This window comes from Mycolicibacter senuensis, from assembly GCF_003284925.1.
GTDB lineage: Bacteria > Actinomycetota > Actinomycetes > Mycobacteriales > Mycobacteriaceae > Mycobacterium > Mycobacterium algericum_A.
Genome location: NZ_QMEX01000033.1, coordinates 1 through 24,251 on the forward strand (window position 1 = coordinate 1; position 24,251 = coordinate 24,251).

28 protein-coding genes and 1 pseudogene are annotated in these 24,251 nt (G+C 69.1%); 22 read left to right on the forward strand and 7 right to left on the reverse strand.

The window, feature by feature from the left end:
* Positions 1-285, forward strand: a pseudogene (locus tag DQP56_RS10385) (L-aspartate oxidase); the annotation flags it as partial.
* Positions 282-1,151, forward strand: a complete 870-nt coding sequence (gene nadC, locus DQP56_RS10390) for a carboxylating nicotinate-nucleotide diphosphorylase (protein ID WP_112685110.1) — start codon at positions 282-284, stop codon at positions 1,149-1,151. The pseudogene DQP56_RS10385 and the gene nadC, both read left to right, overlap by 4 nt.
* Before the next feature lie 32 nt (positions 1,152-1,183).
* Here the strand turns inward: nadC and DQP56_RS10395 are convergent, their stop codons facing one another.
* Both DQP56_RS10395 and DQP56_RS10400 read right to left on the reverse strand, forming a co-directional pair.
* Positions 1,184-1,594 (reverse strand): nitroreductase family deazaflavin-dependent oxidoreductase, encoded by a 411-nt coding sequence (locus tag DQP56_RS10395; protein ID WP_112685112.1) that lies wholly within the window; start codon positions 1,592-1,594, stop codon positions 1,184-1,186.
* A 25-nt stretch (positions 1,595-1,619) separates the two neighbouring features.
* Positions 1,620-2,024, reverse strand: coding sequence for a nitroreductase family deazaflavin-dependent oxidoreductase (locus DQP56_RS10400; protein WP_112685114.1), 405 nt, complete (start codon positions 2,022-2,024; stop codon positions 1,620-1,622).
* A 122-nt stretch (positions 2,025-2,146) separates the two neighbouring features.
* Here DQP56_RS10400 and hisD point away from each other — a divergent pair, with 122 nt between their 5' ends.
* From hisD to DQP56_RS10445, 9 genes are read left to right on the forward strand one after another with little or no spacing between them, the layout of a single operon-like run.
* Positions 2,147-3,484: a histidinol dehydrogenase gene (gene hisD / locus DQP56_RS10405; RefSeq protein WP_112685116.1), complete on the forward strand. Its 1,338-nt coding sequence runs from the start codon at positions 2,147-2,149 to the stop codon at positions 3,482-3,484.
* Positions 3,481-4,614, forward strand: coding sequence for a histidinol-phosphate transaminase (locus DQP56_RS10410; protein ID WP_112685118.1), 1,134 nt, complete (start codon positions 3,481-3,483; stop codon positions 4,612-4,614). Before hisD ends, DQP56_RS10410 begins: the two co-directional genes overlap by 4 nt.
* On the forward strand, positions 4,611-5,225 hold the full coding sequence (gene hisB / locus DQP56_RS10415) for an imidazoleglycerol-phosphate dehydratase HisB (RefSeq protein WP_112685120.1): 615 nt from the start codon (positions 4,611-4,613) through the stop codon (positions 5,223-5,225). Before DQP56_RS10410 ends, hisB begins: the two co-directional genes overlap by 4 nt.
* Positions 5,222-5,845: an imidazole glycerol phosphate synthase subunit HisH gene (gene hisH, locus DQP56_RS10420; RefSeq protein ID WP_165824970.1), complete on the forward strand. Its 624-nt coding sequence runs from the start codon at positions 5,222-5,224 to the stop codon at positions 5,843-5,845. The genes hisB and hisH overlap by 4 nt, the downstream gene beginning before the upstream one ends.
* A 20-nt stretch (positions 5,846-5,865) precedes the next feature.
* Positions 5,866-6,606 (forward strand): bifunctional 1-(5-phosphoribosyl)-5-((5-phosphoribosylamino)methylideneamino)imidazole-4-carboxamide isomerase/phosphoribosylanthranilate isomerase PriA, encoded by a 741-nt coding sequence (gene priA, locus DQP56_RS10425; RefSeq protein ID WP_112685185.1) that lies wholly within the window; start codon positions 5,866-5,868, stop codon positions 6,604-6,606.
* An 8-nt stretch (positions 6,607-6,614) separates the two neighbouring features.
* Positions 6,615-7,430 (forward strand): inositol monophosphatase family protein, encoded by an 816-nt coding sequence (locus tag DQP56_RS10430; protein WP_112685122.1) that lies wholly within the window; start codon positions 6,615-6,617, stop codon positions 7,428-7,430.
* Between the two features lies 1 nt (position 7,431).
* Complete coding sequence (gene hisF / locus DQP56_RS10435) at positions 7,432-8,217, forward strand: imidazole glycerol phosphate synthase subunit HisF (protein WP_112685124.1); 786 nt, start codon at positions 7,432-7,434, stop codon at positions 8,215-8,217.
* On the forward strand, positions 8,214-8,570 hold the full coding sequence (hisI, locus tag DQP56_RS10440; protein ID WP_112685126.1) for a phosphoribosyl-AMP cyclohydrolase: 357 nt from the start codon (positions 8,214-8,216) through the stop codon (positions 8,568-8,570). Before hisF ends, hisI begins: the two co-directional genes overlap by 4 nt.
* A gap of 36 nt (positions 8,571-8,606) precedes the next feature.
* The gene (locus DQP56_RS10445) at positions 8,607-9,386 is read left to right on the forward strand and encodes a M protein (RefSeq protein ID WP_112685128.1); all 780 of its coding nucleotides are present in this window, start codon (positions 8,607-8,609) and stop codon (positions 9,384-9,386) included.
* 205 nt (positions 9,387-9,591) lie between these two features.
* Here the strand turns inward: DQP56_RS10445 and DQP56_RS25240 are convergent, their stop codons facing one another.
* Entirely contained in the window at positions 9,592-9,792 is a 201-nt protein-coding gene (locus tag DQP56_RS25240) for a hypothetical protein (RefSeq protein ID WP_234825600.1), read from the reverse strand.
* On the opposite strand from DQP56_RS25240, the gene DQP56_RS10450 reads away from it, so the two are divergent.
* Positions 9,763-10,548 carry a hypothetical protein gene (locus tag DQP56_RS10450; protein WP_234825601.1) on the forward strand — a complete coding sequence of 262 codons (786 nt, stop codon included), beginning with the start codon at positions 9,763-9,765 and terminating at the stop codon, positions 10,546-10,548. The genes DQP56_RS25240 and DQP56_RS10450 overlap by 30 nt on opposite strands.
* 241 nt (positions 10,549-10,789) lie before the next feature.
* Positions 10,790-11,866: a coiled-coil domain-containing protein gene (locus DQP56_RS10455; protein WP_112685132.1), complete on the forward strand. Its 1,077-nt coding sequence runs from the start codon at positions 10,790-10,792 to the stop codon at positions 11,864-11,866.
* Positions 11,867-11,898: 32 nt separating this feature from the next.
* Here DQP56_RS10455 and DQP56_RS10460 read toward each other — a convergent pair whose 3' ends face one another.
* Entirely contained in the window at positions 11,899-12,363 is a 465-nt protein-coding gene (locus tag DQP56_RS10460; RefSeq protein ID WP_112685134.1) for a peroxiredoxin, read from the reverse strand.
* 51 nt (positions 12,364-12,414) lie between these two features.
* Between DQP56_RS10460 and DQP56_RS10465 the strand changes: the two genes are divergently transcribed.
* From DQP56_RS10465 to DQP56_RS10505, 9 genes are all read left to right on the forward strand, one after another.
* Positions 12,415-13,950 (forward strand): anthranilate synthase component I, encoded by a 1,536-nt coding sequence (locus DQP56_RS10465; RefSeq protein ID WP_112685136.1) that lies wholly within the window; start codon positions 12,415-12,417, stop codon positions 13,948-13,950.
* Positions 13,943-14,590 (forward strand): TIGR02234 family membrane protein, encoded by a 648-nt coding sequence (locus DQP56_RS10470; RefSeq protein WP_112685138.1) that lies wholly within the window; start codon positions 13,943-13,945, stop codon positions 14,588-14,590. Before DQP56_RS10465 ends, DQP56_RS10470 begins: the two co-directional genes overlap by 8 nt.
* A gap of 79 nt (positions 14,591-14,669) precedes the next feature.
* Positions 14,670-15,488, forward strand: a complete 819-nt coding sequence (gene trpC / locus DQP56_RS10475; RefSeq protein WP_112685140.1) for an indole-3-glycerol phosphate synthase TrpC — start codon at positions 14,670-14,672, stop codon at positions 15,486-15,488.
* Positions 15,489-16,760, forward strand: a complete 1,272-nt coding sequence (gene trpB / locus DQP56_RS10480) for a tryptophan synthase subunit beta (RefSeq protein ID WP_112685142.1) — start codon at positions 15,489-15,491, stop codon at positions 16,758-16,760.
* On the forward strand, positions 16,757-17,563 hold the full coding sequence (gene trpA, locus DQP56_RS10485; RefSeq protein WP_112685144.1) for a tryptophan synthase subunit alpha: 807 nt from the start codon (positions 16,757-16,759) through the stop codon (positions 17,561-17,563). Before trpB ends, trpA begins: the two co-directional genes overlap by 4 nt.
* On the forward strand, positions 17,560-18,861 hold the full coding sequence (gene lgt, locus DQP56_RS10490; protein WP_112685146.1) for a prolipoprotein diacylglyceryl transferase: 1,302 nt from the start codon (positions 17,560-17,562) through the stop codon (positions 18,859-18,861). Before trpA ends, lgt begins: the two co-directional genes overlap by 4 nt.
* Before the next feature lie 34 nt (positions 18,862-18,895).
* Entirely contained in the window at positions 18,896-19,297 is a 402-nt protein-coding gene (locus DQP56_RS10495) for an NINE protein (RefSeq protein WP_112685148.1), read from the forward strand.
* 89 nt (positions 19,298-19,386) lie between these two features.
* Positions 19,387-20,805, forward strand: coding sequence for a pyruvate kinase (gene pyk / locus DQP56_RS10500; protein ID WP_112685150.1), 1,419 nt, complete (start codon positions 19,387-19,389; stop codon positions 20,803-20,805).
* Positions 20,805-21,683, forward strand: coding sequence for an acyl-CoA thioesterase II (locus DQP56_RS10505; RefSeq protein WP_112685152.1), 879 nt, complete (start codon positions 20,805-20,807; stop codon positions 21,681-21,683). Before pyk ends, DQP56_RS10505 begins: the two co-directional genes overlap by 1 nt.
* Positions 21,684-21,724: 41 nt before the next feature.
* Here the strand turns inward: DQP56_RS10505 and DQP56_RS10510 are convergent, their stop codons facing one another.
* From DQP56_RS10510 to DQP56_RS10520, 3 genes are all read right to left on the reverse strand, one after another.
* Positions 21,725-22,258, reverse strand: a complete 534-nt coding sequence (locus DQP56_RS10510; protein ID WP_112685154.1) for a DUF4190 domain-containing protein — start codon at positions 22,256-22,258, stop codon at positions 21,725-21,727.
* A 101-nt stretch (positions 22,259-22,359) separates the two neighbouring features.
* Entirely contained in the window at positions 22,360-22,971 is a 612-nt protein-coding gene (locus tag DQP56_RS10515; RefSeq protein ID WP_435673847.1) for an HdeD family acid-resistance protein, read from the reverse strand.
* A gap of 21 nt (positions 22,972-22,992) precedes the next feature.
* Positions 22,993-24,240: an alpha/beta hydrolase gene (locus tag DQP56_RS10520; RefSeq protein ID WP_112685158.1), complete on the reverse strand. Its 1,248-nt coding sequence runs from the start codon at positions 24,238-24,240 to the stop codon at positions 22,993-22,995.
* Positions 24,241-24,251: the final 11 nt, after the last annotated feature.

The following is a 24,251-nucleotide window of genomic DNA, read 5'->3' on the forward strand; positions in this document are numbered from 1 at the left end:
ATGTCTGGCGATGCGTCGGTGGTCCGCGACGCCGACGGACTGCGGCGGCTCGCCGAGTTGCTGTCGGACGCCGAGGAGCGGGCCGCCGTTGATCGCAAGGGTTGCGAGGACGCCGCGCTGACGCTGGTGGCCCGGGTGGTCGCCGAGGCCGCGTTGGCGCGCACCGAGAGCCGCGGCTGTCACCATCGTGCCGAGTACGCCGGCCCCGACGCCGGCCAGGCCCGCAGCACCACGGTCCGACTGCGTGACGGCGCCGTGGTGCTCGAGGAGCCGGTGGCGCTGTGACACTTTCGCAGCCGCTGTCCCAGACCGAACTCGACGAGGCCCGCCTCATCATCGCCCGGGCCCTGGACGAGGATTTGCGGTACGGCCCCGACGTCACCACCGTCGCGACGGTGCCGGCCGATGCGGTGACCGAGGCCGCGCTGGTGACCCGGGCCGCCGGTGTGATCGCCGGGGTTGACGTCGCGCTGCTGGTGCTCGACGAAGTACTCGGGCGCGAGGCCTACCGGGTGCGCGACCGGGTGGCCGACGGCGCCCGGCTGCAGCCCGGCGCGGTGGTGCTGAGCCTGCAGGCCGACACCCGCGGGCTGCTGACCGCCGAACGCACCATGCTCAACCTGATCTGTCACCTGTCCGGGATCGCCACGGCCACCGCGGCCTGGGTGGACGCCGTGGACGGCACGTCGGCGCAGGTCCGCGACACCCGTAAGACGCTGCCGGGCCTGCGGGTGCTGCAGAAGTACGCGGTGCGCGTCGGTGGCGGAGTGAATCACCGGATGGGGCTCGGAGATGCCGCGCTGATCAAGGACAACCATGTCGCCGCGGCGGGCTCGGTGGCCGCGGCGCTACGGGCGGTCCGCGCCGCCGCCCCCGACGTGGCCTGTGAGGTCGAGGTCGATTCACTGGAACAGTTCGATGAAGTGCTCGCCGAGGGGCCCGAGCTGGTGCTGTTGGACAACTTCCCGGTGTGGCAGACCCAGACCGCGGTGCAGCGCCGCGACTCCCGGGCGCCCGGGGTGCTGCTGGAGTCATCCGGCGGACTGACCCTGGACAGTGCGGCCGCCTACGCCGCCACCGGTGTCGACTATCTGGCCGTGGGTGCGCTCACCCACTCGGTCCGGGTGCTCGACATCGGCCTGGACATGTAGCTTCTCTCCGCGGAGCGGTTAGGTGGACGCCCTCAGGCGATGTCGGTGACCAGCACCGCCACCTTGCGGTTTTGCAGCCGCACCGCCCACGGCAACGACGCATCGGCGGTACCGGCCGGCAGGATCCGCGGGTTGGTCAGATGCACTTCGCTGCGGAACAACCGCACGTCGGCCTCGCCGGCGGCCAGCACGTTCTTGACCCAGTCGGCCTTGCCGTGGCCCAGTGCGATCGCCAGCACATTTCCCTTGCGGTAGGTCGTCACCACCGTCTCGTAGGGCTTGCCGGATTTGCGTCCCCGATGTTTGATCACCGAGGTTCCGGGCAGGTATTTCGCGAGCGGTTTGACCACCGGGTTCATGTATTTGATCTGCAGTCGGTCCAGCCACTGCGGGAATACCACCGGCAGCTTGGACGCGTCACCGGCACTGTTGTCGACAGCCATACGGACTCCGTTCCTCGTGGGTGCTTCAGGTGATGTCTGCAACCAGTATCCCCACCCACCGCGCGCCTACCCGCGCGATCAGCGGCAGGCCGTGGGTATCGCCGCCGACGGGCACGATCCGCGGGTTGGTGATGTGGACGGCGCGCCGGAACAGCTGCACGTCGGCCTCGCCGGCGGCCAGCACGTTCTTGACCCAGTCGGCCTTACCGTGACCGAGCAGCACCGCCAGCACCGGCCCTTTGCAGAACGCGCGCACCACGGTCCGGTACGGGTTGCCGGACTTGCGCCCCCGATGCTCGATCACGGCGAAGGTGGGGAGGTGGAAGCGCTTGACCACCGGGCTTTCGATCGTGCGCTGCAGGTAGTCCAACCAGTCCGGGAAGATGTAGGGAACCCCGGGAATGCTTTTGGGGTGATCGTTGGCGGACAACCGGCGACTCCGTTCCTGAGCTCACATGTGCCGTCCACCCTAGCCGGGTTGTCGACCGCCCCGGAGCGGCTTCAACCGCCGTCGACCGACGGGGCGAAATCCACTTGAGCTGTTCTGGGACAATGGTCGGCGTGACCACACCGCTGATGTCACGCGTCGATTTGCGTGGCGCGAACCTGTCGGCAGCTTCGCTGCGGGCCGCCCTGCCACGCGGCGGTGTCGACGTCGAGGCGGTGTTGCCCCAGGTGCGCCCGATCGTCGAGGCGGTCGCGGAACGCGGCTCGGCCGCGGCGCTGGAGTTCGGCGAATCCTTCGATCGTGTGCGCCCGCCCGCGATCCGGGTGCCCGAAACGGCGCTGGAGGCCGCGCTGACCGGGTTGGACCCGGCGGTGCAGGCCGCCCTGGAGGTGGCGATCAGCCGCGCCCGCGCGGTGCACGCCGACCAGCGGCGCACCGACACCACCACCACGCTGGCGCCGGGCGCCACGGTCACCGAACGCTGGATTCCGGTCGAGCGCGTCGGGTTGTACGTGCCGGGCGGCAACGCCGTCTACCCGTCCAGTGTGGTGATGAACGTGGTGCCGGCCCAGACCGCGGGGGTGGACTCGCTGGTGATCGCCAGCCCGCCGCAGCCGGCGTTTGCCGGTCTTCCGCACCCGACGATCCTGGCCGCGGCCCGCCTGCTCGGCGTGGCCGAGGTCTGGGCGGTCGGTGGCGCGCAGGCGGTGGCGCTGCTGGCCTATGGCGGCACCGACACCGATCGGGCCGAGCTGGCCCCGGTCGACATGATCACCGGTCCCGGCAACATCTACGTGACCGCCGCCAAGCGGCTGTGCCGTTCGCAGGTCGGTATCGACGCCGAAGCCGGCCCCACCGAGATCGCGATCCTGGCCGACCACACCGCCAACCCGGCGCATCTGGCCGCGGACCTGATCAGCCAGGCCGAGCACGACGAGCTGGCCGCCAGCGTGCTGGTCACCACCAGTCCGCAACTGGCCGACGCGACCGACCGTGAAGTGGCCGCGCAACTGCAGACCACGGTGCACCGCCAGCGGGTCGTCACCGCGCTGACGGGACGCCAATCAGCGATCGTGCTGGTCGACGACCTGGACGCCGGTATCCGGGTTGTCAACACCTACGCCGCCGAGCACCTGGAGATCCAGACCGCCGACGCCGCCGCGGTGGCCGCCCGGATCCGTTCGGCCGGAGCTATTTTCGTCGGCCCGTACGCCCCGGTCAGCCTCGGTGACTACTGCGCAGGCTCCAACCACGTGCTGCCGACGGCGGGAAGTGCGCGGCACTCCAGCGGGTTGTCGGTGCAGACCTTCCTGCGCGGTGTCCACGTGGTGGACTACACCGAGGCCGCGCTCAAAGATGTCAGCGGACACGTGATCGCGCTGGCCAACGCCGAGGATCTGCCCTCGCACGGCGAGGCGGTCCGGCGGAGGTTCGAGCAGTGACCCGGCCCGGAGGCGAGATCACACTGGCCGACCTGCCGCTGCGCGATGATCTACGCGGCAAGTCGCCCTACGGCGCACCGCAACTCGAGGTGCCGGTGCGGCTGAACACCAACGAGAATCCGCACCCGCCCAGTGCGGCGCTGATCGACGACGTCGCGGCCTCGGTACGGCAGGCCGCGGCCGATCTGCACCGCTATCCCGACCGTGACGCGGTAGCGCTGCGCACCGATTTGGCCGGTTATCTGAGCACCCAGACCGGCGTCGAGGTCGGTCCGGAGAACGTCTGGGCGGCCAACGGCTCCAACGAGATCCTGCAGCAACTGTTGCAGGCATTCGGCGGCCCCGGCCGCAGCGCAATCGGATTCGTCCCGTCGTATTCGATGCACCCGATCATCTCCGACGGCACCCAGACCCGGTGGCTGGCTGCGAACCGGGCCGAGGACTTCGGTTTGGACGTTGCCGTCGCGGTCACCGCGATCACCGACAGCAGGCCCGACGTGGTGTTCGTCGCAAGCCCGAACAACCCGTCCGGGCAGAGCATTTCGTTCGATGAGCTGCGCAGGCTGCTCGACGCGGCACCGGGAATCGTGATCGTGGACGAGGCCTACGGGGAGTTCTCGTCACAGCCCAGCGCGATCGGGCTGATCGGTGACTATCCGGCGAAGCTGATCGTCACCCGCACCATGAGCAAGGCCTTCGCGTTCGCCGGCGGCCGGCTCGGCTACCTGATCGCCGCCCCGGCGGTGATCGAGGCGATGCTGCTGGTGCGGTTGCCCTATCACCTGTCGGTGGTGACCCAGGCCGCCGCCCGCGCCGCGCTGCGGCATGCCGACGACACGCTGGGCAGCGTCGCGCAGCTCATCGCCGAGCGCGAACGTGTCTCGGCGGCACTGGCCGCCATGGGCTTTCGGGTCATTCCCAGCGACGCCAACTTCGTGTTGTTCGGCGAATTCGCCGACGCGCCCGCAACATGGCAGCGCTACCTGGATGCCGGCATCCTCATCCGCGACGTCGGCATCGCCGGATACCTGCGCGTCACCACCGGATTGCCGGAGGAGAACGACGCGCTGCTGGCCGCCAGCCAACGCCTGGCGGCCACCGAACTCGCCCAAACATTAGGAGCCTCATGACCGGCAGCCGCCGCGCCCGGATAACCCGCACCACCCGCGAATCCGACATCGTGGTGGAACTCGATCTGGACGGCACCGGAGTCGTCGACATCGACACCGGGGTGCCGTTCTACGACCACATGCTGACCGCGCTGGGCAGCCACGCCAGCTTCGATTTGACGGTGCGCGCCAAGGGCGACATCGAGATCGAGGCGCACCACACCGTGGAGGACACCGCGATCGTGCTCGGCCAGGCCCTCGGCCAGGCGCTCGGCGACAAGAGAGGGATCCGCCGGTTCGGTGACGCGTTCATCCCGATGGACGAGACGCTGGCGCACGCCGCCGTCGATGTGTCCGGGCGGCCCTACTGCGTGCACACCGGCGAGCCCGACCACCTGGTGCACACCACGATTGCGGGTACGCAGGCGCCGTACCACACCGTGATCAACCGGCATGTGTTCGAGACGCTGGCCTCCAATGCGCGCATCGCGCTGCACGTCCGGGTGCTCTACGGGCGCGATCCGCACCACATCACCGAGGCCCAGTACAAGGCGGTCGCCCGCGCGCTGCGGCAGGCGGTAGAGCCCGACCCGCGGGTGACCGGCGTGCCGTCCACCAAAGGTGCTCTGTGACCGCCGAACCCGCGGTGGTGATCCTGGACTACGGCTCGGGCAACCTGCGCTCGGCCCAGCGTGCCCTGCAGCGCGCCGGCGCGGCGGTCGAGGTCACGGCGGATGCCGCCGCGGCGGCCGCCGCGGACGGTCTGGTGGTCCCGGGCGTCGGGGCGTTCGCGGCCTGCATGGCCGGGCTGCGCCAGGTGCACGGCGAGAAGATCATCGCCGAACGGGTGGCTGCCGGTCGTCCGGTGCTGGGCGTATGCGTCGGAATGCAGATCCTGTTCGCCCGCGGCGTGGAGTTCGGCGTCGAGACGGCCGGCTGCGGCCAGTGGCCGGGCGTGGTCAGCCGGCTGGACGCCCCGGTGATCCCGCACATGGGCTGGAACGTTGTCGACGCCGCACCCGGCAGCACGCTGTTCGCCGGTATGGATGCCGACACCCGGTTCTACTTCGTGCACTCCTATGCCGCCCAACACTGGCAGGGCCGTCGGGAGGCTTTGGTGACCCGGGCAACCCATCAGGTACCGTTCCTGGCGGCTGTCGAGGACGGGCCGTTGGCCGCCACCCAGTTTCACCCCGAGAAGAGTGGGGATGCCGGGGCGAGACTGCTGAGCAACTGGGTGGAGGCACTGTGAGTACGTCTGTGAACAACGCGCTGATTCTGCTGCCGGCCGTCGACGTCGTCGACGGCCGTGCGGTGCGGCTGGTGCAGGGCAAAGCCGGCAGCGAGACCGAGTACGGCTCGGCGCTGGACGCCGCGCTGGGCTGGCAGCGTGACGGTGCGGAATGGATTCACCTGGTCGACCTGGACGCCGCCTTCGGGCGCGGTTCGAACCGGGAGCTGCTCGCCGATGTGGTCGGCCGCCTTGACGTCAAGGTCGAACTGTCCGGTGGCATCCGGGACGACGAGTCGCTGACGGCAGCGCTGGCCACCGGCTGCGCCCGGGTGAACCTGGGCACCGCGGCGCTGGAGAACCCGCAGTGGTGCGCTCGCGCCATCGCCGAGCACGGCGAGAAGGTCGCGGTCGGGCTGGACGTGCAGATCGAGCCCGGCCATCCCGACGGCGCGCACCGGCTGCGGGGCCGCGGCTGGGAGACCGACGGCGGTGACCTCTGGCCGGTACTGGAACGCCTTGACCGTGAAGGCTGTTCGCGCTACGTCGTCACCGATGTGACCAAGGACGGCACGCTGGGCGGCCCCAACCTGGAACTGCTCGGCGAAGTCGCCGCCCGCACCGACGCACCGGTGATCGCATCCGGGGGAGTGTCCAGTCTCGATGACCTGCGCGCCATCGCCACGTTGGTGGACCGCGGCGTCGAGGGCGCGATCGTGGGCAAAGCGCTCTACGCCGGGCGGTTCACGCTGCCCGAGGCGCTGGCCGCGGTACGGGGTTAGGACCGCGCGTGGCGCTGGACACCGCAGAACTGGACGCCCTGGTCATCGAGGCGTCGAGAATCCTGGATGTCGCGGCGCAGCCGTTCCTCGACGGCCACCGGGCCGGCTCGGCAGTTCGCAAGGGGGGTAACGACTTCGCCACCGAGGTCGACCTCGCCCTGGAGCGTCAGATCACCGACGGGCTGGTGTCGGCGACCGGAATCGGCGTGCACGGCGAAGAATTCGGCGGCCCACCGATCGACTCGCCGCTGGTATGGGTGCTGGACCCGATCGACGGCACGTTCAACTACGCCGCCGGATCGCCGATGGCCGCGATCCTGCTGGGTCTGTTGCGCGACGGCGAACCGGTCGCCGGGCTGACCTGGCTGCCGTTCACCGACCAGCGCTATACCGCCGTGGCAGGTGGCCCCCTGTTGCGCAACGGGGAGGCGCAGCCGAGGCTGGGTCCGGCGGCGCTGTCGGACTCGTTGGTCGGCGTCGGCACGTTCAACGTCGACTGGCGTGGGCGCTTCCCGGGCCGCTATCGGCTCGAGGTGTTGACCGGCCTGAGCCGGGTGACATCGCGGCCGCGGATGCACGGCGCCACCGGAATCGACCTGGCCTATGTCGCCGACGGTACCCTCGGCGGCGCGATCAGTTTCGGCGACCACATCTGGGACCACGCCGCCGGCGTCGCCCTGGTGCGCGCCGCCGGCGGCATCGTCACCGACCTGAACGGTGCGCCCTGGACGGCGCAGTCGCGCTCGGCGCTGGCGGCCGCACCGGGGGTGCATACCGAGATCCTCGACATCCTTTCCGCCGCCGGCGCACCGGAGGACTACTGACATGCAGCAGCACAGCGACGTCGCGGTGCGGGTCATCCCGTGCCTGGACGTTGACGACGGCAGGGTCGTCAAGGGTGTGAACTTCGCGAACCTGCGCGATGCCGGCGATCCGGTCGAGCTGGCGGCGGCCTACGACGCCGAGGGCGCCGACGAACTGACCTTCCTCGACGTCACGGCGTCGTCGTCGGGCCGGGCCACCATGCTCGAGGTGGTCGCCCGCACCGCCGACCAGGTGTTCATCCCGCTGACCGTCGGCGGCGGGGTGCGCACCGTGGCCGACGTCGACGTGCTGCTGCGGGCCGGCGCGGACAAGGTGTCGGTGAACACCGCCGCCATCGCCCGCCCGGAGCTGCTGGCCGAGCTGGCCCGCCACTTCGGCTCGCAGTGCATCGTGTTGTCGGTCGACGCCCGCACGGTTCCGGCCGGATCGGCGCCCACTCCGTCCGGGTGGGAGGTCACCACCCACGGCGGTCGGCGCGGCACCGGGATCGATGCGGTCGAGTGGGCGGTGCGCGGTGTGGAGCTCGGGGTCGGTGAGATCCTGCTGAACTCGATGGACGCCGACGGCACCAAGGCGGGGTTCGATCTGCCGATGTTGCGCGCGGTGCGCGCGGCGGTGAGCGTGCCGGTGATCGCCAGCGGGGGTGCCGGCGCGGCCGAGCATTTCGCGCCGGCGGTCGCCGCCGGCGCCGATGCGGTGCTGGCGGCCAGCGTGTTTCACTTCCGGGAGCTGACCATCGGGCAGGTCAAGGCCGCGATGGCGGCCGAAGGAATCGTGGTGCGATGAGCGAAAGCCGTTTGGATCCGGCGATCGCGGCCCGGCTCAAGCGCAATGCGGAGGGATTGATCGCTGCAGTGGCACAGCAGCGGGGCAGCGGCGAGGTGCTGATGGTCGCCTGGATGGACGACGCCGCGCTGGCCCGCACCCTGGCAACCCGTGAGGCGACGTATTTTTCGCGGTCCCGCAACCAGCAGTGGGTCAAGGGCGCCACTTCCGGGCACACCCAGTACGTGCATGCGGTGCGGCTGGACTGCGACGGTGACACGGTGCTGCTGGAGGTCGATCAGACCGGCGGCGCTTGTCACACCGGAGACCGCAGTTGCTTCGATGCCGACGTGTTGCTCGGTCCCGCAGATTGATTCACCCGCGGCGGCCGGGCGGTATGCTGGCCGACTGTGAACTCCGACGAGTCTGACGACTGGTACCGGTTGGAACACCAGCACCGGCCCAGAGGTCTGGAGCTGGAGCGGCTCTCGCTGCAGATCGACGCTCACTACGCCGAGGGGACGGTCAGCGACATCGAGGCGCACATGCCGCGCGACGGGTCGCGGATCGTCGCGCTGACGAATCAGTTGAGCGAGTCGCAGGCGAACCTGGAGTCGACGTCGGCGCGTTTCAACGAGTTGGCGTCGGAAATCCCCGGCGATATCGTCGGATTAAGTGAACGACTGTCCGGAATTCTCAACGGCGCGGTCGCCGAGGCCGATGATATTCGTGCTGAGGCTCAGCGCTTCGCCGACGAGGTGCGCGGCGCCGCCGAGAACGAGGCGGCCGCGATCCTCCAAGACGCCGAGGCGCAACGCCGAGAGGCCGCCGAGTTGCGGGCCGAGCTGGAGACCCAGCACAAGCAGTTGCGCACCCAGGCCGCCCACCTGCGCCGACAGGCCGTGATGAGCGCCGCCGAGATCATGCGAGAAGCCGAGAACCACGCGTCGGCGATCCTGACCGAGATGAATCAGGCCATCAACAGCCACGTGGCCGACGCCCAGCAGCGCCTGGCCGAACTCATCGATGCGCGGGCGAAAATCGTCCACCAGATAGAGCGCACGACGTTTCAAGTGAATCGCCGGCCCGAAGTTAACGACGCAAATCCGGTTAACGACGCCGTTCCGGTCAGCCGGGAACCGGCGCCCCCGCCCAGGGAATCCTGGTTTCGCGAAAATCGTCCACACTGACCCTATTTTTTCGCTATCGTAAATTTCGGCCGACGCCCAGCGATCGTCTGCTACGCTCACCTCGCACGGCGGCTTGACTATGCCCGTTGAGCTGCCCTTTTTCGGCGAATAATCGGCCAAACGCCCGATGCTGTCGAGCCGAGGGCAAATCCTGTCGGGAGGAGTTGAACCGGTGGTGCCAGCCATTCCGGAATTCGAAACGCAGCTACGCGGGTTCGATCGCAATGAGGTCTCCAATTACATTGCCCGGCTCCATCATGAAATCGGAATTTTGCAGGAGAACACCAAATCGCTCGACGCCGTCAAAGCGCAGGCCCGATTTGACCGTGAACAACTCGCCGCCGAGGTGAAACGGCTTCAGCACCACATTGTGCGGATGACCGCCGATGCCGAGGCCGAACGTCAAGAACTCACCGCGGAACTGCGGCGACTGCACAGCCAGTCCGATCAGGTCAGCGCTCCGGTCGACTCGGTGGCAGGCATGTCGGATCGCATCTCGCGGATGATGCGGCTGGCCTCCGAGGAAGCGCGGCGCACCAAGGAGCTGGCCCAACAGGACGCCGAGGCGCTGACCGCGGAACTTCGTGAGCAAGTCGAGGCCGCCAGGCTTGACCGTGCTGCCGCCGGCGAGGCATTGGCTGAGCTGCAGGCTTCCGCCAACTCCCGGCGGGCAAAGATCCTGGAGGTCGCAACCGCCGAAGCCGAGGAGATCCTGCGGCTCGCGCACCGGGAACGCGCCCAGATCACACAGGAGATCGAGGCCGCCGAGCGCAGCCGCCGGGAGGTCTACCAGCGGCTGGCCGAGGAGGACGAGCGCAACCGCCGGGCGGCGCAGGAGGCCCTCGACGAGCAGGTCAAGCTGGCCTGGGAGGAAGACGAGCACAACCGGCGGGAGGCGCGGCGGCGGCTGGACCAGAAGATGCAGGCCGCATGGGAACAGACCGAGGCCAGTATCGCCAGGCTCGACAAGGAAGCCCGGCTGGAGGCCTCGACACTGATCGCCACCGCCCGGCGCGAGGCCAAAGCGCTCAGCGATCGCGCCCGGACGGCGGTGGAGCTGCTGGGACGAGAGCGTGCCGACATCCTCACGCACCTCAACGCGATCAGGAACTGGATCGACACCGCGGTCGGCGACAACGGCGAGCGACATTCATCGGCTTGACCAAACGGCGAATTCTCCGGACGGGAAAAAGAGTCCTCATTTGGCGAAAGCCGTCCGCACTCAAGCCCAAGTCTGCTGCCGATGAGACCGGTGACACACTCTGCGAGGTCTGATACGCTCCGTCGCACGGTGCGTTCAGTGGGCATGCCCATTTAGCTTCGCGCGCAAGCCAACTGGAGTTGCACGCGGCTTGGCTGTCGAACCGAGAACCGAACCTGACAGGTACCTAGGAGTAACGCCGGTGGCGCTGGAGATTCCGGAATTCGAAACGCAGATGCGAGGTTTCGATCGCAATGAAGTAGCCGACTACATCGCTCGCCTCCACCGCGAAATCGACATTCTGCAGGACCGCAACAAGTCCCTCGAAGCCGCCAAGTCGCAAACTCGATTCGACCAGGAGCAACTCAGCGCCGAGGTCACGCGGCTGCAGAACGACATCGTGCGGCTGACCGCTGAGGCCGACTCCGAGCGGCAACGTCTCACCGGCGAACTGGCGCAACTGCAAAGCCAGTTCGAGCAGGTCACCGGTCCGGTCAACTCGGTGGAGGGCATGTCGGACCGGATCGCGCGGATGATGCGCATCGCCTCCGAGGAAGCGCGCCGCACCAAGGAATTGGCCCAACAGGACGCCGAGTCGCTGACCGGACAGCTGCGCGAGCAGTTGGAGGCCGCCAGCCAGGACCGTGCCGCCGCCAGCGAGGCGCTGGCCGAATTTCAGGCTTCCACCAACGCGCGCCGGGCGAAGATCCTCGATGCCGCGACCCAGGAGGCAGAGGAGATCCTGCGGATCGCGCACGAGGAGCGCAACCGCATCGCACAGGAGATCGAAGAAGCCGAGCGCAGTCGACGCGAGGTCTACCAGCGGCTGGCCGAGGAAGACGAGCGCAACCGCCGGGCGGCGCAGGAATCCCTCGACCAGCAGATCAAGCTGGCCTGGGAAGAAGACGAGCGCAACCGCCGCGAAGCCCAGCACCGGCTGGACCAGAAGATGCAGGCAGCCTGGGAGCAGGCCGAGGCGAACATCGCCAAGCTCGACAAGGAGGCCCGGCTGGAGGCGTCCACGCTGATCGCCACCACCAAACGTGAGGCCAAACTGCTCACCGAGCGCACCCAGGCCGAAGTGGATCTGCTGGTTCGGGAACGTTCCGGGATCGTCACCCACCTCACCGAGATCCGCAACTGGATCGACACCGCCGTCGGCGACAACCTGCGGGCCGCCGAAGCCGTCCCGGCGGCCGCGTCCGGCGAAGCACCCGAAGCCGAACAAGCCGGCGACAACGACACCGCCGGCGACAACGACCCGGCGACCGACGAGTAGACGTCCCCGACCCGCCGGGCCGGCCTGGCGATCTAGGCGGAGGAACGCGCCCGCAGCAGCTCCAGCGCCTTGTCGGCGTGGACATCCATGGCGAACTCGCTGGCGATCACGCCCAGCACCGTGCGATCGGTGTCGATGACGAACGTGGTCCGCTTCACCGGCAGCAGCTTGCCCAGCAGCCCGCGCTTGACGCCGAACCGGGCGGCCACCGTGCCGTCGGTGTCGGACAGCAGCGGGTAGTCGAATCCCTGCTGATCGGCGAACTTGGCCTGCTTGGCCACCGCGTCGGCGCTGATGCCCACCCGTTGTGCCCCCACCGCGGCGAACTCGCCGGCCAGATCCCGGAAGTGGCAGGCCTCCTTGGTGCAGCCCGGAGTCATCGCCGCCGGGTAGAAGAACAGCACCACCGGCCCGTCGGCCAGCAGCGCACTGAGTCGCCGCGGTGTTCCGGTCTGGTCGGGGAGCTCGAAGTCGGCCACGGTGTCGCCAGTGTTCATGGCCGCCAGGCTACTCCCGGCCGCACGGGTGGGGTCTGGGAAGATGGGCGCGTGCACACCCCCTGCAGCGCCGACGTCACCTCCCGGGCGGACTTTCGGGCGCTGGCCGCCGAGCACCGCGTGGTCCCCGTGCTCCGCAAGGTGCTGGCCGATGCCGAGACGCCGCTGTCGGCCTACCGCAAGCTGGCCGCGAACCGGCCCGGCACCTTCCTGCTGGAATCGGCCGAGAACGGCCGGTCCTGGTCGCGGTGGTCGTTCATCGGCGCCGGGACGTCGTCGGCGCTGACGGTTCGGGACGGCGAAGCGGTGTGGTTGGGTCCGGTGCCGCAGGACGCCCCCACCGGCGGCGACCCGCTGCAGGCGCTGCGCGAGACGCTGGCACTGCTGGAAACCGCCGCCATTCCCGGGCTGCCGCCGCTGTCGAGTGGCCTGGTGGGCTTTTTCGCCTACGACATGGTGCGCCGGCTGGAACGTCTTCCGGAGCTGGCCGTCGATGACCTGCAACTGCCCGACATGCTGTTGCTACTGGCCACCGACATGGCCGCGGTCGACCACCACGAGGGCACCATCACGCTGATCGCGAATGCGGTCAACTGGAACGGCACCGGCGAGCGGGTCGACGAAGCCTACGACGACGCGATCGCACGGCTCGATGTGATGACCGCGGCGCTGAGTCAGCCGCTGGAGTCCAGTGTCGCCACGTTCGACCGGCCCGAGCCGGTCTACCGGCGCCAGCGCACCCCCGAGGAGTACGGCACCATCGTCGAGCGGCTGGTCGGTGAGATCGAGGCCGGTGAGGCGTTTCAGGTGGTGCCCTCGCAACGTTTCGAGATGGACACCGACGTAGATCCCATCGACGTCTACCGGATGCTGCGGGTGTCCAATCCGAGCCCGTACATGTATCTGCTGCAGGTGCCCGACGATGTTGGGGGAGTGGCTTTTTCGATCGTGGGCTCCAGTCCTGAGGCGCTGGTGACGGTCCAGGACGGCCGCGCCACCACCCACCCGATCGCCGGGACCCGCTGGCGCGGTGCGACCGAGGAGGAAGACCAGCTCCTGGAGAAGGACCTGTTGAACGACGAGAAGGAGCGCGCCGAGCACCTGATGCTGGTGGACCTCGGTCGCAACGACCTGGGGCGGGTATGCGTCCCGGGCACGGTGCGGGTGTCCGACTACAGCCACATCGAGCGCTACAGCCACGTCATGCACCTGGTCTCCACGGTCAGCGGGCTGCTCGCGCCGGACCGCACCGCACTGGACGCGGTGACCGCCTGCTTCCCGGCCGGCACGCTGTCCGGGGCGCCCAAGGTGCGCGCCATGGAGTTGATCGAGGAGGTCGAGAAGACCCGCCGCGGGCTGTACGGCGGCGTCGTCGGCTATCTCGACTTCGCTGGCAACGCCGACTTCGCGATCGCGATCCGCACCGCCCTGCTGGCCGGCGGTACCGCCTACGTGCAGGCCGGCGGCGGCGTGGTGGCCGACTCCAACGGCCCCTACGAGTACACCGAGGCCTCCAACAAGGCCCGCGCGGTGCTGGCTGCGATCGCGGCCGCCGAAACGCTGACGGCGCCGGGCAGCGATGACTGAGGATCGGGCCCGCGGTGGCGCGCGGGCGCTGCGGATGGCGCAACTGCTGCTGGTGCTGGCCGCCGGCGGGTTGTGGGGCGCCTCCCGGCTGCCGTGGGTGCTGATCCGCTCCTCCGACGGGCTGGGACAACCCAAGGACGTCACGGTCAGCGGCGCGTCGTGGTCGACGGCGCTGGTGCCGTTGGCGCTGCTGTGCCTGGCCGCCGCGGTTGCCGCGGTGGCGGTGCGGGGCTGGAAATTGCGGGTGCTGGCCGTGTTGATGGCCGCGGTGAGCCTGGCGGCCGGTTATCTGGCCGTCAGCATGTGGGTGGTGCGCGACGTCGCGCTCCGCGCCCTTGACATCGCCGAGATCCCGCTGACATCGCTGCTGGCGGCCGACCGCCGCCTCACCGGGGCGGTGTTGAGCCTGCTGGCAGCGCTGGGTGTGCTGGCCGCTGCGGCGTTGCTGATGCGGGCCGCCGCGCACCGCACCAACGACAACGCCAAATACCAGACGCCGGCGGCGCGGCGGGCGGTGGCGCGCGGCGTCGACGCCGCCGCTGACGCCCCGGAGATGTCGGAACGGATGATGTGGGACGCGCTCGACGAGGGTTCCGACCCCACAGAACCGCCACCCGGGCCGGCGGCCGAGGGCCGGTGACACCGGTGACGGTGACGGTCGTTACCCTTCGAGGGAGGTCCCGGACAAGGGGAGCCAAGCGGGAGAGGAACTGGCAGACATGAGTTCGGCAACCGTGCTCGACTCCATCATCGAGGGAGTCTGCGCCGACGTTGCCGCCCGGGAGGCCGTCGTCAGCCTGGCGGAAGTCAAGGCGGCAGCCGAGGCCATGCCCGCGCCGCGCGACGTCATGGCGGCCCTGCGAGAGCCCGGCATCGCGGTCATCGCCGAGGTCAAACGCGCCAGCCCGTCCAAGGGGCAACTGGCCCCGATCGCCGATCCGGCCGAACTCGCCTGCGCCTACGCCGAGGGCGGAGCCCGCGCTATCAGCGTGCTGACCGAGGAGCGCCGCTTCAACGGCTCGCTCGCCGACCTCGACGCGGTGCGTGCCGCGGTGTCGGTTCCGGTGCTGCGCAAGGACTTCATCGTGCGGCCCTACCAGATTCACGAAGCTCGTGCGCACGGCGCGGACATGCTGTTGCTGATCGTGGCGGCGCTCGAGCAGCAGGCCCTGGTCTCGATGCTCGACCGCACCGAGTCGCTCGGGATGACCGCCCTGGTGGAGGTGCACACCGAGGAAGAGGCCGACCGGGCCCTGACCGCCGGCGCCAAGGTGATCGGGGTCAACGCCCGCGACTTGCACACCCTGAAGGTCGACCGGGACTGCTTCGCACGGATCGCGCCGGGCCTGCCGACCGAGGTGGTCAAGATCGCCGAGTCCGGCGTGCGCGGCACCGCGGACCTGCTGGCCTATGCCGGTGCCGGCGCGGACGCCGTCCTCGTCGGCGAGGGACTGGTCACCAGCGGCGACCCGCGGGCGGCCGTTGCCGATTTGGTCAGTGCGGGTAAGCATCCGTCCTGCCCGAAGCCCGCCCGCTAAATGTCGGATACCGCGCACCCGAACCTTCCGCGTGCCAGCGCCGGAGTCGCCGAACCCAGCCGGCACGACCCGGACGCCCGCGGGCACTTCGGCGCCTACGGCGGCCGCTACGTCGCCGAGGCGTTGATGGCGGTCATCGAAGAGGTCACCGCGGCCTACGACAAGGTGCGCAATGACCGGGAGTTCCTCGACACCCTCGACAACCTGCAGACGCACTACACCGGCCGGCCCTCGCCGCTGTATGAGGCGCAGCGCCTGACCGCCCACGCCGGCGGTGCCCGCATCTTCCTGAAGCGCGAGGACCTGAACCACACCGGCTCGCACAAGATCAACAACGTGCTGGGCCAGGCCCTGCTGGCGCGGCGGATGGGCAAGACCCGGGTGATCGCCGAGACCGGCGCCGGTCAGCACGGGGTGGCCACCGCCACCGCCTGCGCCCTGCTGGGCCTGGAGTGCGTGATCTACATGGGAGCCGTCGACACCCGCCGCCAGGCGCTCAACGTGGCCCGGATGCGGCTGCTGGGCGCGGAGGTGATCTCGGTGGAATCGGGCTCGCAGACGCTCAAGGACGCCATCAACGATGCGTTTCGGGACTGGGTGACCAACGCCGATCGCACCTATTACTGCTTCGGGACCGCGGCCGGGCCCCACCCGTTCCCGACCATGGTGCGCGACTTCCAGCGGATCGTCGGGCTGGAGGCCCGCACTCAGATCCAGCAGCTGGCCGGCCGGCTGCCCGATGCCGTGGTGGCCTGCGTCGGCGGTGGGTCGAACGCCATCGGCATCTTCCATGCGTTCATCGACGACCCCGCGGTGCGGCTGATCGGCTACGAAGCCGGCGGTGACGGCGTGGCCACCGGTCGGCACGCCGCGACGTTCTCCGGTGGCTCGCCGGGGGCGTTTCAGGGCTCGTTCTCCTACCTGCTGCAGGACGAGGACGGGCAGACCATCGAGTCGCACTCGATCTCGGCGGGTCTGGACTATCCCGGCGTCGGCCCGGAGCACGCCTGGCTGCGGGAGAGGGGGCGCGCCGAGTATCAGCCGATCACCGACGCCGAGGCGATGGAGGCGTTCGGAATACTCTGCCGCACCGAGGGAATCATCCCGGCGATCGAATCAGCGCACGCGGTGGCCGGCGCGCTCAAGCTGGCCGCCGAGCTGGGCCCGGGCAAGGTCATCGTGGTCAACCTGTCCGGACGCGGCGACAAGGACGTCGAAACCGCGGGCAAGTGGTTCGGACTGCTGGGCGACGACGATGGCGGCCAGGCATGACCGATCACACCGGCGACCGGCTGGCCCCGCTGTTCGCCGCATGCCGCGAGGAGGGTCGCGCCGCACTGATCGGCTACCTTCCCACCGGCTACCCGGACGTGCCGGGCTCTATCGCCGCCATGACCACGCTGGTCGAATCGGGTTGCGACCTCGTCGAAGTCGGCGTGCCCTACTCCGATCCGGGCATGGACGGCCCGACCATCGCGCGGGCCACCGAGGTAGCCCTGCAGGGCGGCGTCCGGGTCCGCGACAGCTTGACCGCGGTCGAGGCGATCGCTGGTGCCGGTGGCCGTGCGGTGGTGATGACCTATTGGAATCTGGTGCTGCGCTACGGTGTCGATGCCTTCGCCCGCGATCTCGCCTCGGCCGGGGGGTTGGGGCTGATCACGCCCGATCTGATCGTCGATGAGGCCGACGACTGGCTGGCGGCATCCGAGCAGCATCAGCTGGATCGCATCTTTTTGGTGGCGCCGTCGTCGACACCGCAGCGATTGGCCGAGACCGCACATGCCTCAAGCGGATTCGTCTACGCGGCGTCGACGATGGGTGTCACCGGTGCCCGCGACACGGTGTCGAACGCGGCGCCGGAACTGGTGCGCCGGGTCCGGGAGGTCTCCGACATTCCGGTCGGGGTGGGCCTGGGCGTGCGTTCCGGCGCGCAGGCCGCCGAGATCGGCACCTATACCGACGGTGTCATCGTCGGCTCAGCGCTGGTCACCGCACTCGCCGATGGCTTGGAGGCGCTGCGCTCGCTGACCGAGGAACTGGCGTCCGGTGTGCGGCAAAGGATTCCACAGCCATGACGTTGAACTGGCTGACGTACTTTCCCAGTCCGGCTCGCGGTGTCTGGCATCTGGGCCCGGTACCGATCCGCGCCTATGCCCTGTGCATCATCATCGGCATCGTCATCGCGTTGCTGATCGGTGACCGCCGGTGGCGGGCGCGGGGCGGTGAGCCGGGAGTCATCTACGACATCGCGTTGTGGGCCGTGCCGTTCGGCTTGATCGGTGGGCGGCTGTATCACCTGATGACCGACTGGCGAACCTACTTCGGTGAGGGCGGCGCCGGCTGGGAGGCGACGCCGCGGATCTGGGACGGCGGCCTGGGGATCTGGGGTGCGGTGGCGCTGGGTGGGATCGGCGCCTGGATCGGCTGCCGACGTCGCGGGATCCCGTTACCGGCGTTCGGTGACGCGGTCGCGCCCGGCATCGTGCTGGCGCAGGCGATCGGCCGGCTCGGCAACTACTTCAACCAGGAACTCTACGGCCGGGAGACGACCTTGCCGTGGGGCCTGGAGATCTTCTGGCGGGAGGACGCCGCCGGGGTACGCGATCCGCACCTGCTCGACGGTGTGTCGACCGGCGAACTGTACAAGATCGTGCAACCGACGTTCCTGTACGAATTACTCTGGAATCTGGCCGTATTCGCGGTGTTGATCTATGCCGACCGGCGGTTCCGCATGGGTCACGGCCGGCTGTTCGCGCTCTACGTCGCCGGTTACTGCATCGGGCGCTTCGGCATCGAACTGCTGCGCGACGACGCGGCCACCCACATCGCCGGGATCCGGGTCAACTCGTTCACGTCGACGTTCGTGTTCATCGGGGCGGTGGTCTACATCCTGCTCGCCACCAAGGGCCGCGAGGATCCCGAGGTCATCCGCCGCGCATGGGAATCCGGCGCACCGGAGGACCAGGCTGCGGTGGCCGAACCCGAGCCGGCACCCGAAGAAGAGCTGGTGGCGGTCGGCGCGGCGAACGGCGTCGGATCCGTGGTCCGGATACCGGAACGGCTTGCCGGCGAAGCCGAAACCGAGCCGGAAGAGGCCGGCGCCGACGACACCGACTACGCCGAGGGTGACGATGTCGCCGAGGGTGACGACGAAGTCGCCGAGGGTGATGTCGTTGCCGAATCGGTGGACCAGGCCGACGAGGACACGGCTGAGACCACCGAGGAATCCGTGGCGGACGACGCCGAAGTCGTCGAAGACACCGAAGAGTCCGACGGCGGCGTCGACGACGACAGCGACGAGGACACCGCCGAGGCCGACGAAGCCGAGCAGGACGCCGAGGCCGACGAGGCCGACGAGCCCGACCAGCGCTGATTTCGCTCCGACCGGCACCACCGGTTTTTCTGGCATGCTGCAAGACATGACCGATCCGTCGTGGCCGCCGGCAGGTCCGCCGGATGGTTGGCAGCCGCAGCAGCCGGGCTATCCGCCCCCGTATCCGGGCTACCCCGACGCCTGGGCGCCGCACGGCCGCCATCCGGTCACCGGGCAGCCGTACTCCGACAAGTCGAAAGTCATCGCAGCCCTGCTGCAGCTTCTGGGCTTGTTCGGCTTCCTCGGATTCGGGCGCATCTATCTGGGTCAGACCGCGCTGGGAGTCGCGCAGCTGCTGGGCTGTCTGCTCTTCACCGCGGCGACGTGGGGCATCGGTGCCGGCGTCCCGATGATCTGGGGCATCGTCGATGCGATCCTGATGTTCGCCGGGCGGGTGCGCGACAAGCAGGGCCGACCGCTGCGCGACGGGGTCTGACGCGCCAGACGGCCGCTGACCACGCGGCTTTCGGCGAGGCCAACCGTTCCGGAGAGGAGCGGCCCAGTCGGCCCGACTATGCTTGGGTCGTGAATCGACGCGGCAAAATCGTCTGTACTCTCGGTCCGGCGACCCACTCCGCGGAGATGGTCCGAGCATTGGTCGACGCGGGCATGGATGTGGCCCGGCTGAACTTCAGCCACGGTGACCACAAAGACCATCAAGCCTCTTACGAATGGGTGCGCACCGCTTCGGATGCGACCGGGCGGGCGGTCGGTGTGCTGGCCGACCTGCAGGGCCCCAAGATCCGGCTGGGACGCTTCGCCGACGGCTCCGCCTACTGGGCCAACGGCGAGACCATCCGCATCACGGTTTCCGACTGCCCGGGCGGCCATGACCGGGTGTCCACCACCTACAAACACCTCGCGGCCGACGCGGCACCCGGCGACCGTGTCCTGGTCGACGACGGCAAGGTCGGCCTGGTGGTGGAACACATCGACGGCGAAGACGTGGTGTGCACCGTCACCGAGGGCGGCACGGTCAGCAACCACAAGGGCATATCGCTGCCCGGCATGAACGTCTCCGCTCCGGCGCTGTCCGAGAAGGACATCGAAGACCTGGAATTCGCGCTGGACCTCGGCGTCGACATGGTGGCGCTGTCCTTCGTGCGCTCGCCGTCGGATGTTGAGCTGGTGCACGAGGTGATGGACCGGGTCGGTCGCCGCGTCCCGGTGATCGCCAAACTGGAGAAGCCGGAGGCCATCGAGAACCTCGAGGCCGTGGTGCTGGCGTTCGACGCGGTGATGGTGGCCCGCGGTGACCTGGGAGTCGAGCTCGCACTCGAGGAAGTGCCGTTGGTGCAGAAGCGCGCCATTCAGGTGGCGCGCGAGAACGCCCGCCCGGTCATCGTCGCGACCCAGATGCTGGAGTCGATGATCTCGAATTTCCGGCCCACCCGCGCCGAGGCGTCCGACGTGGCCAATGCGGTGCTCGACGGCACCGACGCGGTGATGCTGTCCGGTGAGACGGCCGTCGGCAAGTACGCCCTGGAGGCGGTACGGACGATGAGCCGGATCGTGTGCGCGGTGGAGGAGAATTCCACTGCGGCACCGCCGTTGTCGCACATTCCGCGCACCAAGCGCGGGGTGATCTCGTATGCGGCCCGCGACATCGGCGAGCGTCTCGACGCCAAGGCACTGGTGGCGTTCACTCAATCCGGTGACACCGTTCGCCGGCTGGCCCGACTGCACACCCCGCTGCCGTTGCTGGCGTTCACCGCGCTTCCCGAGGTCCGTAGCCAACTCGCAATGACCTGGGGCACTGAGACATTCATCGTCCCGCAGATGCAGTCGACCGATGGGATGATCCGTCAGGTCGACAAGGCGCTGCTGGATCTGGGCCGCTATCACCGCGGCGACCTGGTGATCGTCGTCGCGGGAGCCCCGCCGGGCACCGTCGGTTCGACCAACCTGATCCACGTGCACCGGATCGGGGAGGACGACGTCTAGTGCCGGCCGAGCCGAACACGGACTTCCAGGAGCTGTTGGCCGTTTTGGACCTCGAGGCCGCCGGACCCGACGTGTTCACCGGATCGCACCCGAGCAAGACGCCGCTGCGCACCTTCGGCGGACAGCTGATGGCGCAATCGTTCGTGGCCGCGAGCCGAACCGTCTCGGAGCGCCTGCCGCCGGGCGCGCTGTCGGTCCACTTCATCAACGGCGGGGATCCGGCCCGCGACATCGAGTTCCGGGTCCACCGGCTGCGCGACGAGCGGCGGTTCGCCAACCGCCGGGTCGACGCGTTGCAGGGTGACACCCTGATCGCCACCGCAATGGTCTCGTATCTTGCCGGTGGTCGCGGGCTCGAGCACGGCGCGGAAGTGCCCGCGGTCGCCGATCCGGAGACCCTGCCCCGGGTCCGGAAGCTTCTGGAGGGCTACGAGGAGGTTGTGCCCGGCTTCGTCAATGCGCCGCACCCGATCGACTGGCGCTATGCCAACGATCCCGCCTGGGTGATGCGTGACAAGGGCGGGCAGCTCGCCCATAACCGGGTCTGGATGAAGGCCGACGGGGTGCTGCCCGAGGATCCGGTGCTGCACACCGCGCTGATGGTGTACTCGTCGGACACCACGGTGCTCGATTCGATCATCACCACCCATGGGCTGTCGTGGGGTTTCGACCGGATCTTTGCCGCCAGCGCCAACCACACCCTGTGGTTCCACCGGCCGGTGCGGTTCGACGACTGGGTGCTGTACGCCACGTCGTCACCGGTGGCCGCGGACTCCCGGGGGCTGGGCACCGGGCACTTCTTCGACCGATCCGGGCAGGTGATCGCCACCGTCACCCAGGAGGGCGTGCTGATGTACTTCCCCAACGCCAAGCGCTGACGAGCCTGTCTGCCGCGATTGCGCCGGCTGTGCAGGCGCCGCTAGGCCGGCATCAGTGCCGAGTCCGACGACTCCTGCACCATCGGGGCTTCGGCGGTGCCGAACTTGTTCTCGAAATGCTCACGGAACCGGTCGGTGCACTGCTGCTGGGCGGCCGCGTCCGAACCCGCTTTCGTCATGCAGTCCACGTAGTCGCCGCCGCCGGCCGTCCGCCAGATGCCGACGTAGACGAAGATGCAGCCGATTCCGGCGACGACCGCCAGGGCGCCGAGCACGATGCCGGAGATCGCGACCCCGCCGTTGTCGGCTTCACCGCGTTTGGCGCGGCCGCGACCGATGAACCCGAGCACCACCGCCACGATCCCCAGCACCACACCGCCGATCACCGACAGCGCGGTCACGATGCCGGCGATGGCGACCACCAGGGCGGCGATGCCCGCACCGTTGCGGGGGGCGCTGGTCTGGCCGGGCGGAGGGTAGCCGGGGTAGTGCCCGGGCGCCGGATATGGGTACGGGTACGCCGGCGGGGGGTAACCACCGCCGGCCGGAGGCCAGGACGGTTGAGACTCGGGCATTGCTCGCGCTCCACATCAGGGCATTCGACAGGTGTCAGCAGGGTCAGATCTCAGGGTACCCGCGTCGGCCCGTTCGGGCCTTGGAGCAGGCGGGCACCCCGCTAGCGGCCCGACAACGCCGTGGCGGCGTTGCGGGCGGCCCGCCGGATGCCGATGGCGGCGATGATCTCGGCGATGCCGATGACGATCAGCCAGCTGCCGACGACCAGCGCCAGGATCCACAGCGAGGTGAACGGCGCCGCCAGCGTCACCAGCCCGGCCAGCAGGCTGAGCACGCCCATGAAGATCTGCCAGCCGCGGCCGGGCAGTTCGGGGTCGCTGATACCGGCAACGGCGGTGGCCACCCCGCGGAAGATGAAGCCGATCGCGATCCAGATGGCCAGCAGCAGCACCGCCAGCGCTTCTTCGTCGGAATGGAAATGCCGGAAACACAGCACGGCCAGGATCAGCGACGCCGCCCCGCTGATGAAGAGCAGCACCCGGCCGCCTACCGACATCACCGGCAGGCTGAACGCGAAAATCGTCTGTGCCACACCGGTTATCAGCAGGTAGATGCCGAGCAGGATCGCGGCAGCGAGGATCGAGTTACCCGGCCGAGCCAGGATCAACACGCCCAGTACCAGGGCCAGGACACCGGAGATCAGCGTCGATTTCCACAGATGCGGGAGTAGCTTCGGAGCGGCCGTCGTTTCCATGCCCGGAGTTTGGCACATGGGCCGAGGCAGTGGGCGGTTTCAGCCTGACTGCCGTGCCGTGTCCCGTGCGTAGATCTCGGCGAGGAACTGCTCGACGGCGACCGCGGTGTGCGCCGCCCGGGGCGAGCCGAAGATGTCGAATGCGTGCTGCGCCAGGGGCAATTCCGCATAGACGACGGGGTTTGCGCTGACAGCGCGTAGCCGGGCGGTGAACGCGCGGGCCTGCTCGACCGGGACCAGCGAGTCGTTGCTGCCGTGCAGCACGAAAAAAGGTGGCGCGTCAGCCGAGATGTACGTCATCGATGACGCGGCGCGATAGGTGTCGGGGAATCGGCGCCGGCTCTGCTTGAACACATAAGCGCTGAGCGCCGGTGTCAGCAGCGGGTGCAGGTCGGTGTCGCCGGTGAAGTCGTAGACGCCGTAGAACGGAACCGCCGCGCGCACACTGGTGTCGGCATTGGTGAAGCCCGGCTGGAACGTCGGGTCGCCCGCGGTCAGTGCGGTCAGCGAGCACAGGTGACCGCCCGCCGAGCCGCCGGTGACCGCGACCCAGTCCGGGTCGCCGCCGTAGTCGGCGATGTGGGCTTTGGTCCAGGCCAGCGCCCGTTTGACATCGATGATGTGGTCCGGCCACGTCGAGCGGGGGCTGAGCCGGTAGTTGATCGACACGCATACCCAGCCCCGTTCGACCAGGTGGCTCATCAGCGGATGCGCCTGACCGCGTTTGCTTCCCACCATCCAGGCACCGCCGGGCACCTGCAGCAGGACCGGAGCGCGGCCGTCGCGGGGCAGGTCGCGATGCCGCCATACGTCGAGGGTGTTGCGGCCCCCGAATTCGCCGTAGGCGATGTCGGCGTCGGTGGCGTAGTCGCGGTAGGCCCGCAGCATGCGTACCAGGCCGGGCGCTTTGGCGGCCTCGCCGTTCGGGCCCGGACTCTGCCAGAGCTCACGGCCGTCGGTGCGCCGATCCGCACCGAGTTCGGCGTCCAGCGCCGCGGTCAGCGGCCGATTCGCGGTGCGCCCGAGATGGTTGAGCCCGAGCAGGCCCAGCCACGACAGCGCCGACACCAACCAGCTGAAACGTCGCGCCGGTGGCGACAGCCACCGTGACACCGCTGCCAGCGTGGCGGATTGCCCGGCCAAGAGTTGCAGCGGAAGCTCCGAGGCGAACAGGCCGAAACCGAACGAATACAGCGACGGATAACCGTGCTTGGTCAACGGACGGTAGCCGTTGAGGGTGACGGCGAGTCCGGCCAGCGAGCCGAAGACGGCCAGAAGCCTCGTCATTGCGCTCCTCT

Excerpts from the sequence above, each read along its gene's own strand:
- DQP56_RS10395 (WP_112685112.1), bottom strand. The coding sequence starts at position 1,594 with ATGGCTGTCGACAACAGTGCCGGTGACGCGTCCAAGCTGCCGGTGGTA.
- hisD (WP_112685116.1), top strand. The coding sequence starts at position 2,147 with ATGGTCGGCGTGACCACACCGCTGATGTCACGCGTCGATTTGCGTGGC.
- hisB (WP_112685120.1), top strand. The coding sequence starts at position 4,611 with ATGACCGGCAGCCGCCGCGCCCGGATAACCCGCACCACCCGCGAATCC.
- hisF (WP_112685124.1), top strand. The coding sequence starts at position 7,432 with ATGCAGCAGCACAGCGACGTCGCGGTGCGGGTCATCCCGTGCCTGGAC.
- hisI (WP_112685126.1), top strand. The coding sequence starts at position 8,214 with ATGAGCGAAAGCCGTTTGGATCCGGCGATCGCGGCCCGGCTCAAGCGC.
- DQP56_RS10450 (WP_234825601.1), top strand. The coding sequence starts at position 9,763 with ATGACCGCCGATGCCGAGGCCGAACGTCAAGAACTCACCGCGGAACTG.
- DQP56_RS10460 (WP_112685134.1), bottom strand. The coding sequence starts at position 12,363 with ATGAACACTGGCGACACCGTGGCCGACTTCGAGCTCCCCGACCAGACC.
- DQP56_RS10470 (WP_112685138.1), top strand. The coding sequence starts at position 13,943 with ATGACTGAGGATCGGGCCCGCGGTGGCGCGCGGGCGCTGCGGATGGCG.
- trpC (WP_112685140.1), top strand. The coding sequence starts at position 14,670 with ATGAGTTCGGCAACCGTGCTCGACTCCATCATCGAGGGAGTCTGCGCC.
- trpB (WP_112685142.1), top strand. The coding sequence starts at position 15,489 with ATGTCGGATACCGCGCACCCGAACCTTCCGCGTGCCAGCGCCGGAGTC.
- trpA (WP_112685144.1), top strand. The coding sequence starts at position 16,757 with ATGACCGATCACACCGGCGACCGGCTGGCCCCGCTGTTCGCCGCATGC.
- lgt (WP_112685146.1), top strand. The coding sequence starts at position 17,560 with ATGACGTTGAACTGGCTGACGTACTTTCCCAGTCCGGCTCGCGGTGTC.
- DQP56_RS10495 (WP_112685148.1), top strand. The coding sequence starts at position 18,896 with ATGCTGCAAGACATGACCGATCCGTCGTGGCCGCCGGCAGGTCCGCCG.
- DQP56_RS10510 (WP_112685154.1), bottom strand. The coding sequence starts at position 22,258 with ATGCCCGAGTCTCAACCGTCCTGGCCTCCGGCCGGCGGTGGTTACCCC.
- DQP56_RS10515 (WP_435673847.1), bottom strand. The coding sequence starts at position 22,971 with ATGTGCCAAACTCCGGGCATGGAAACGACGGCCGCTCCGAAGCTACTC.
- DQP56_RS10520 (WP_112685158.1), bottom strand. The coding sequence starts at position 24,240 with ATGACGAGGCTTCTGGCCGTCTTCGGCTCGCTGGCCGGACTCGCCGTC.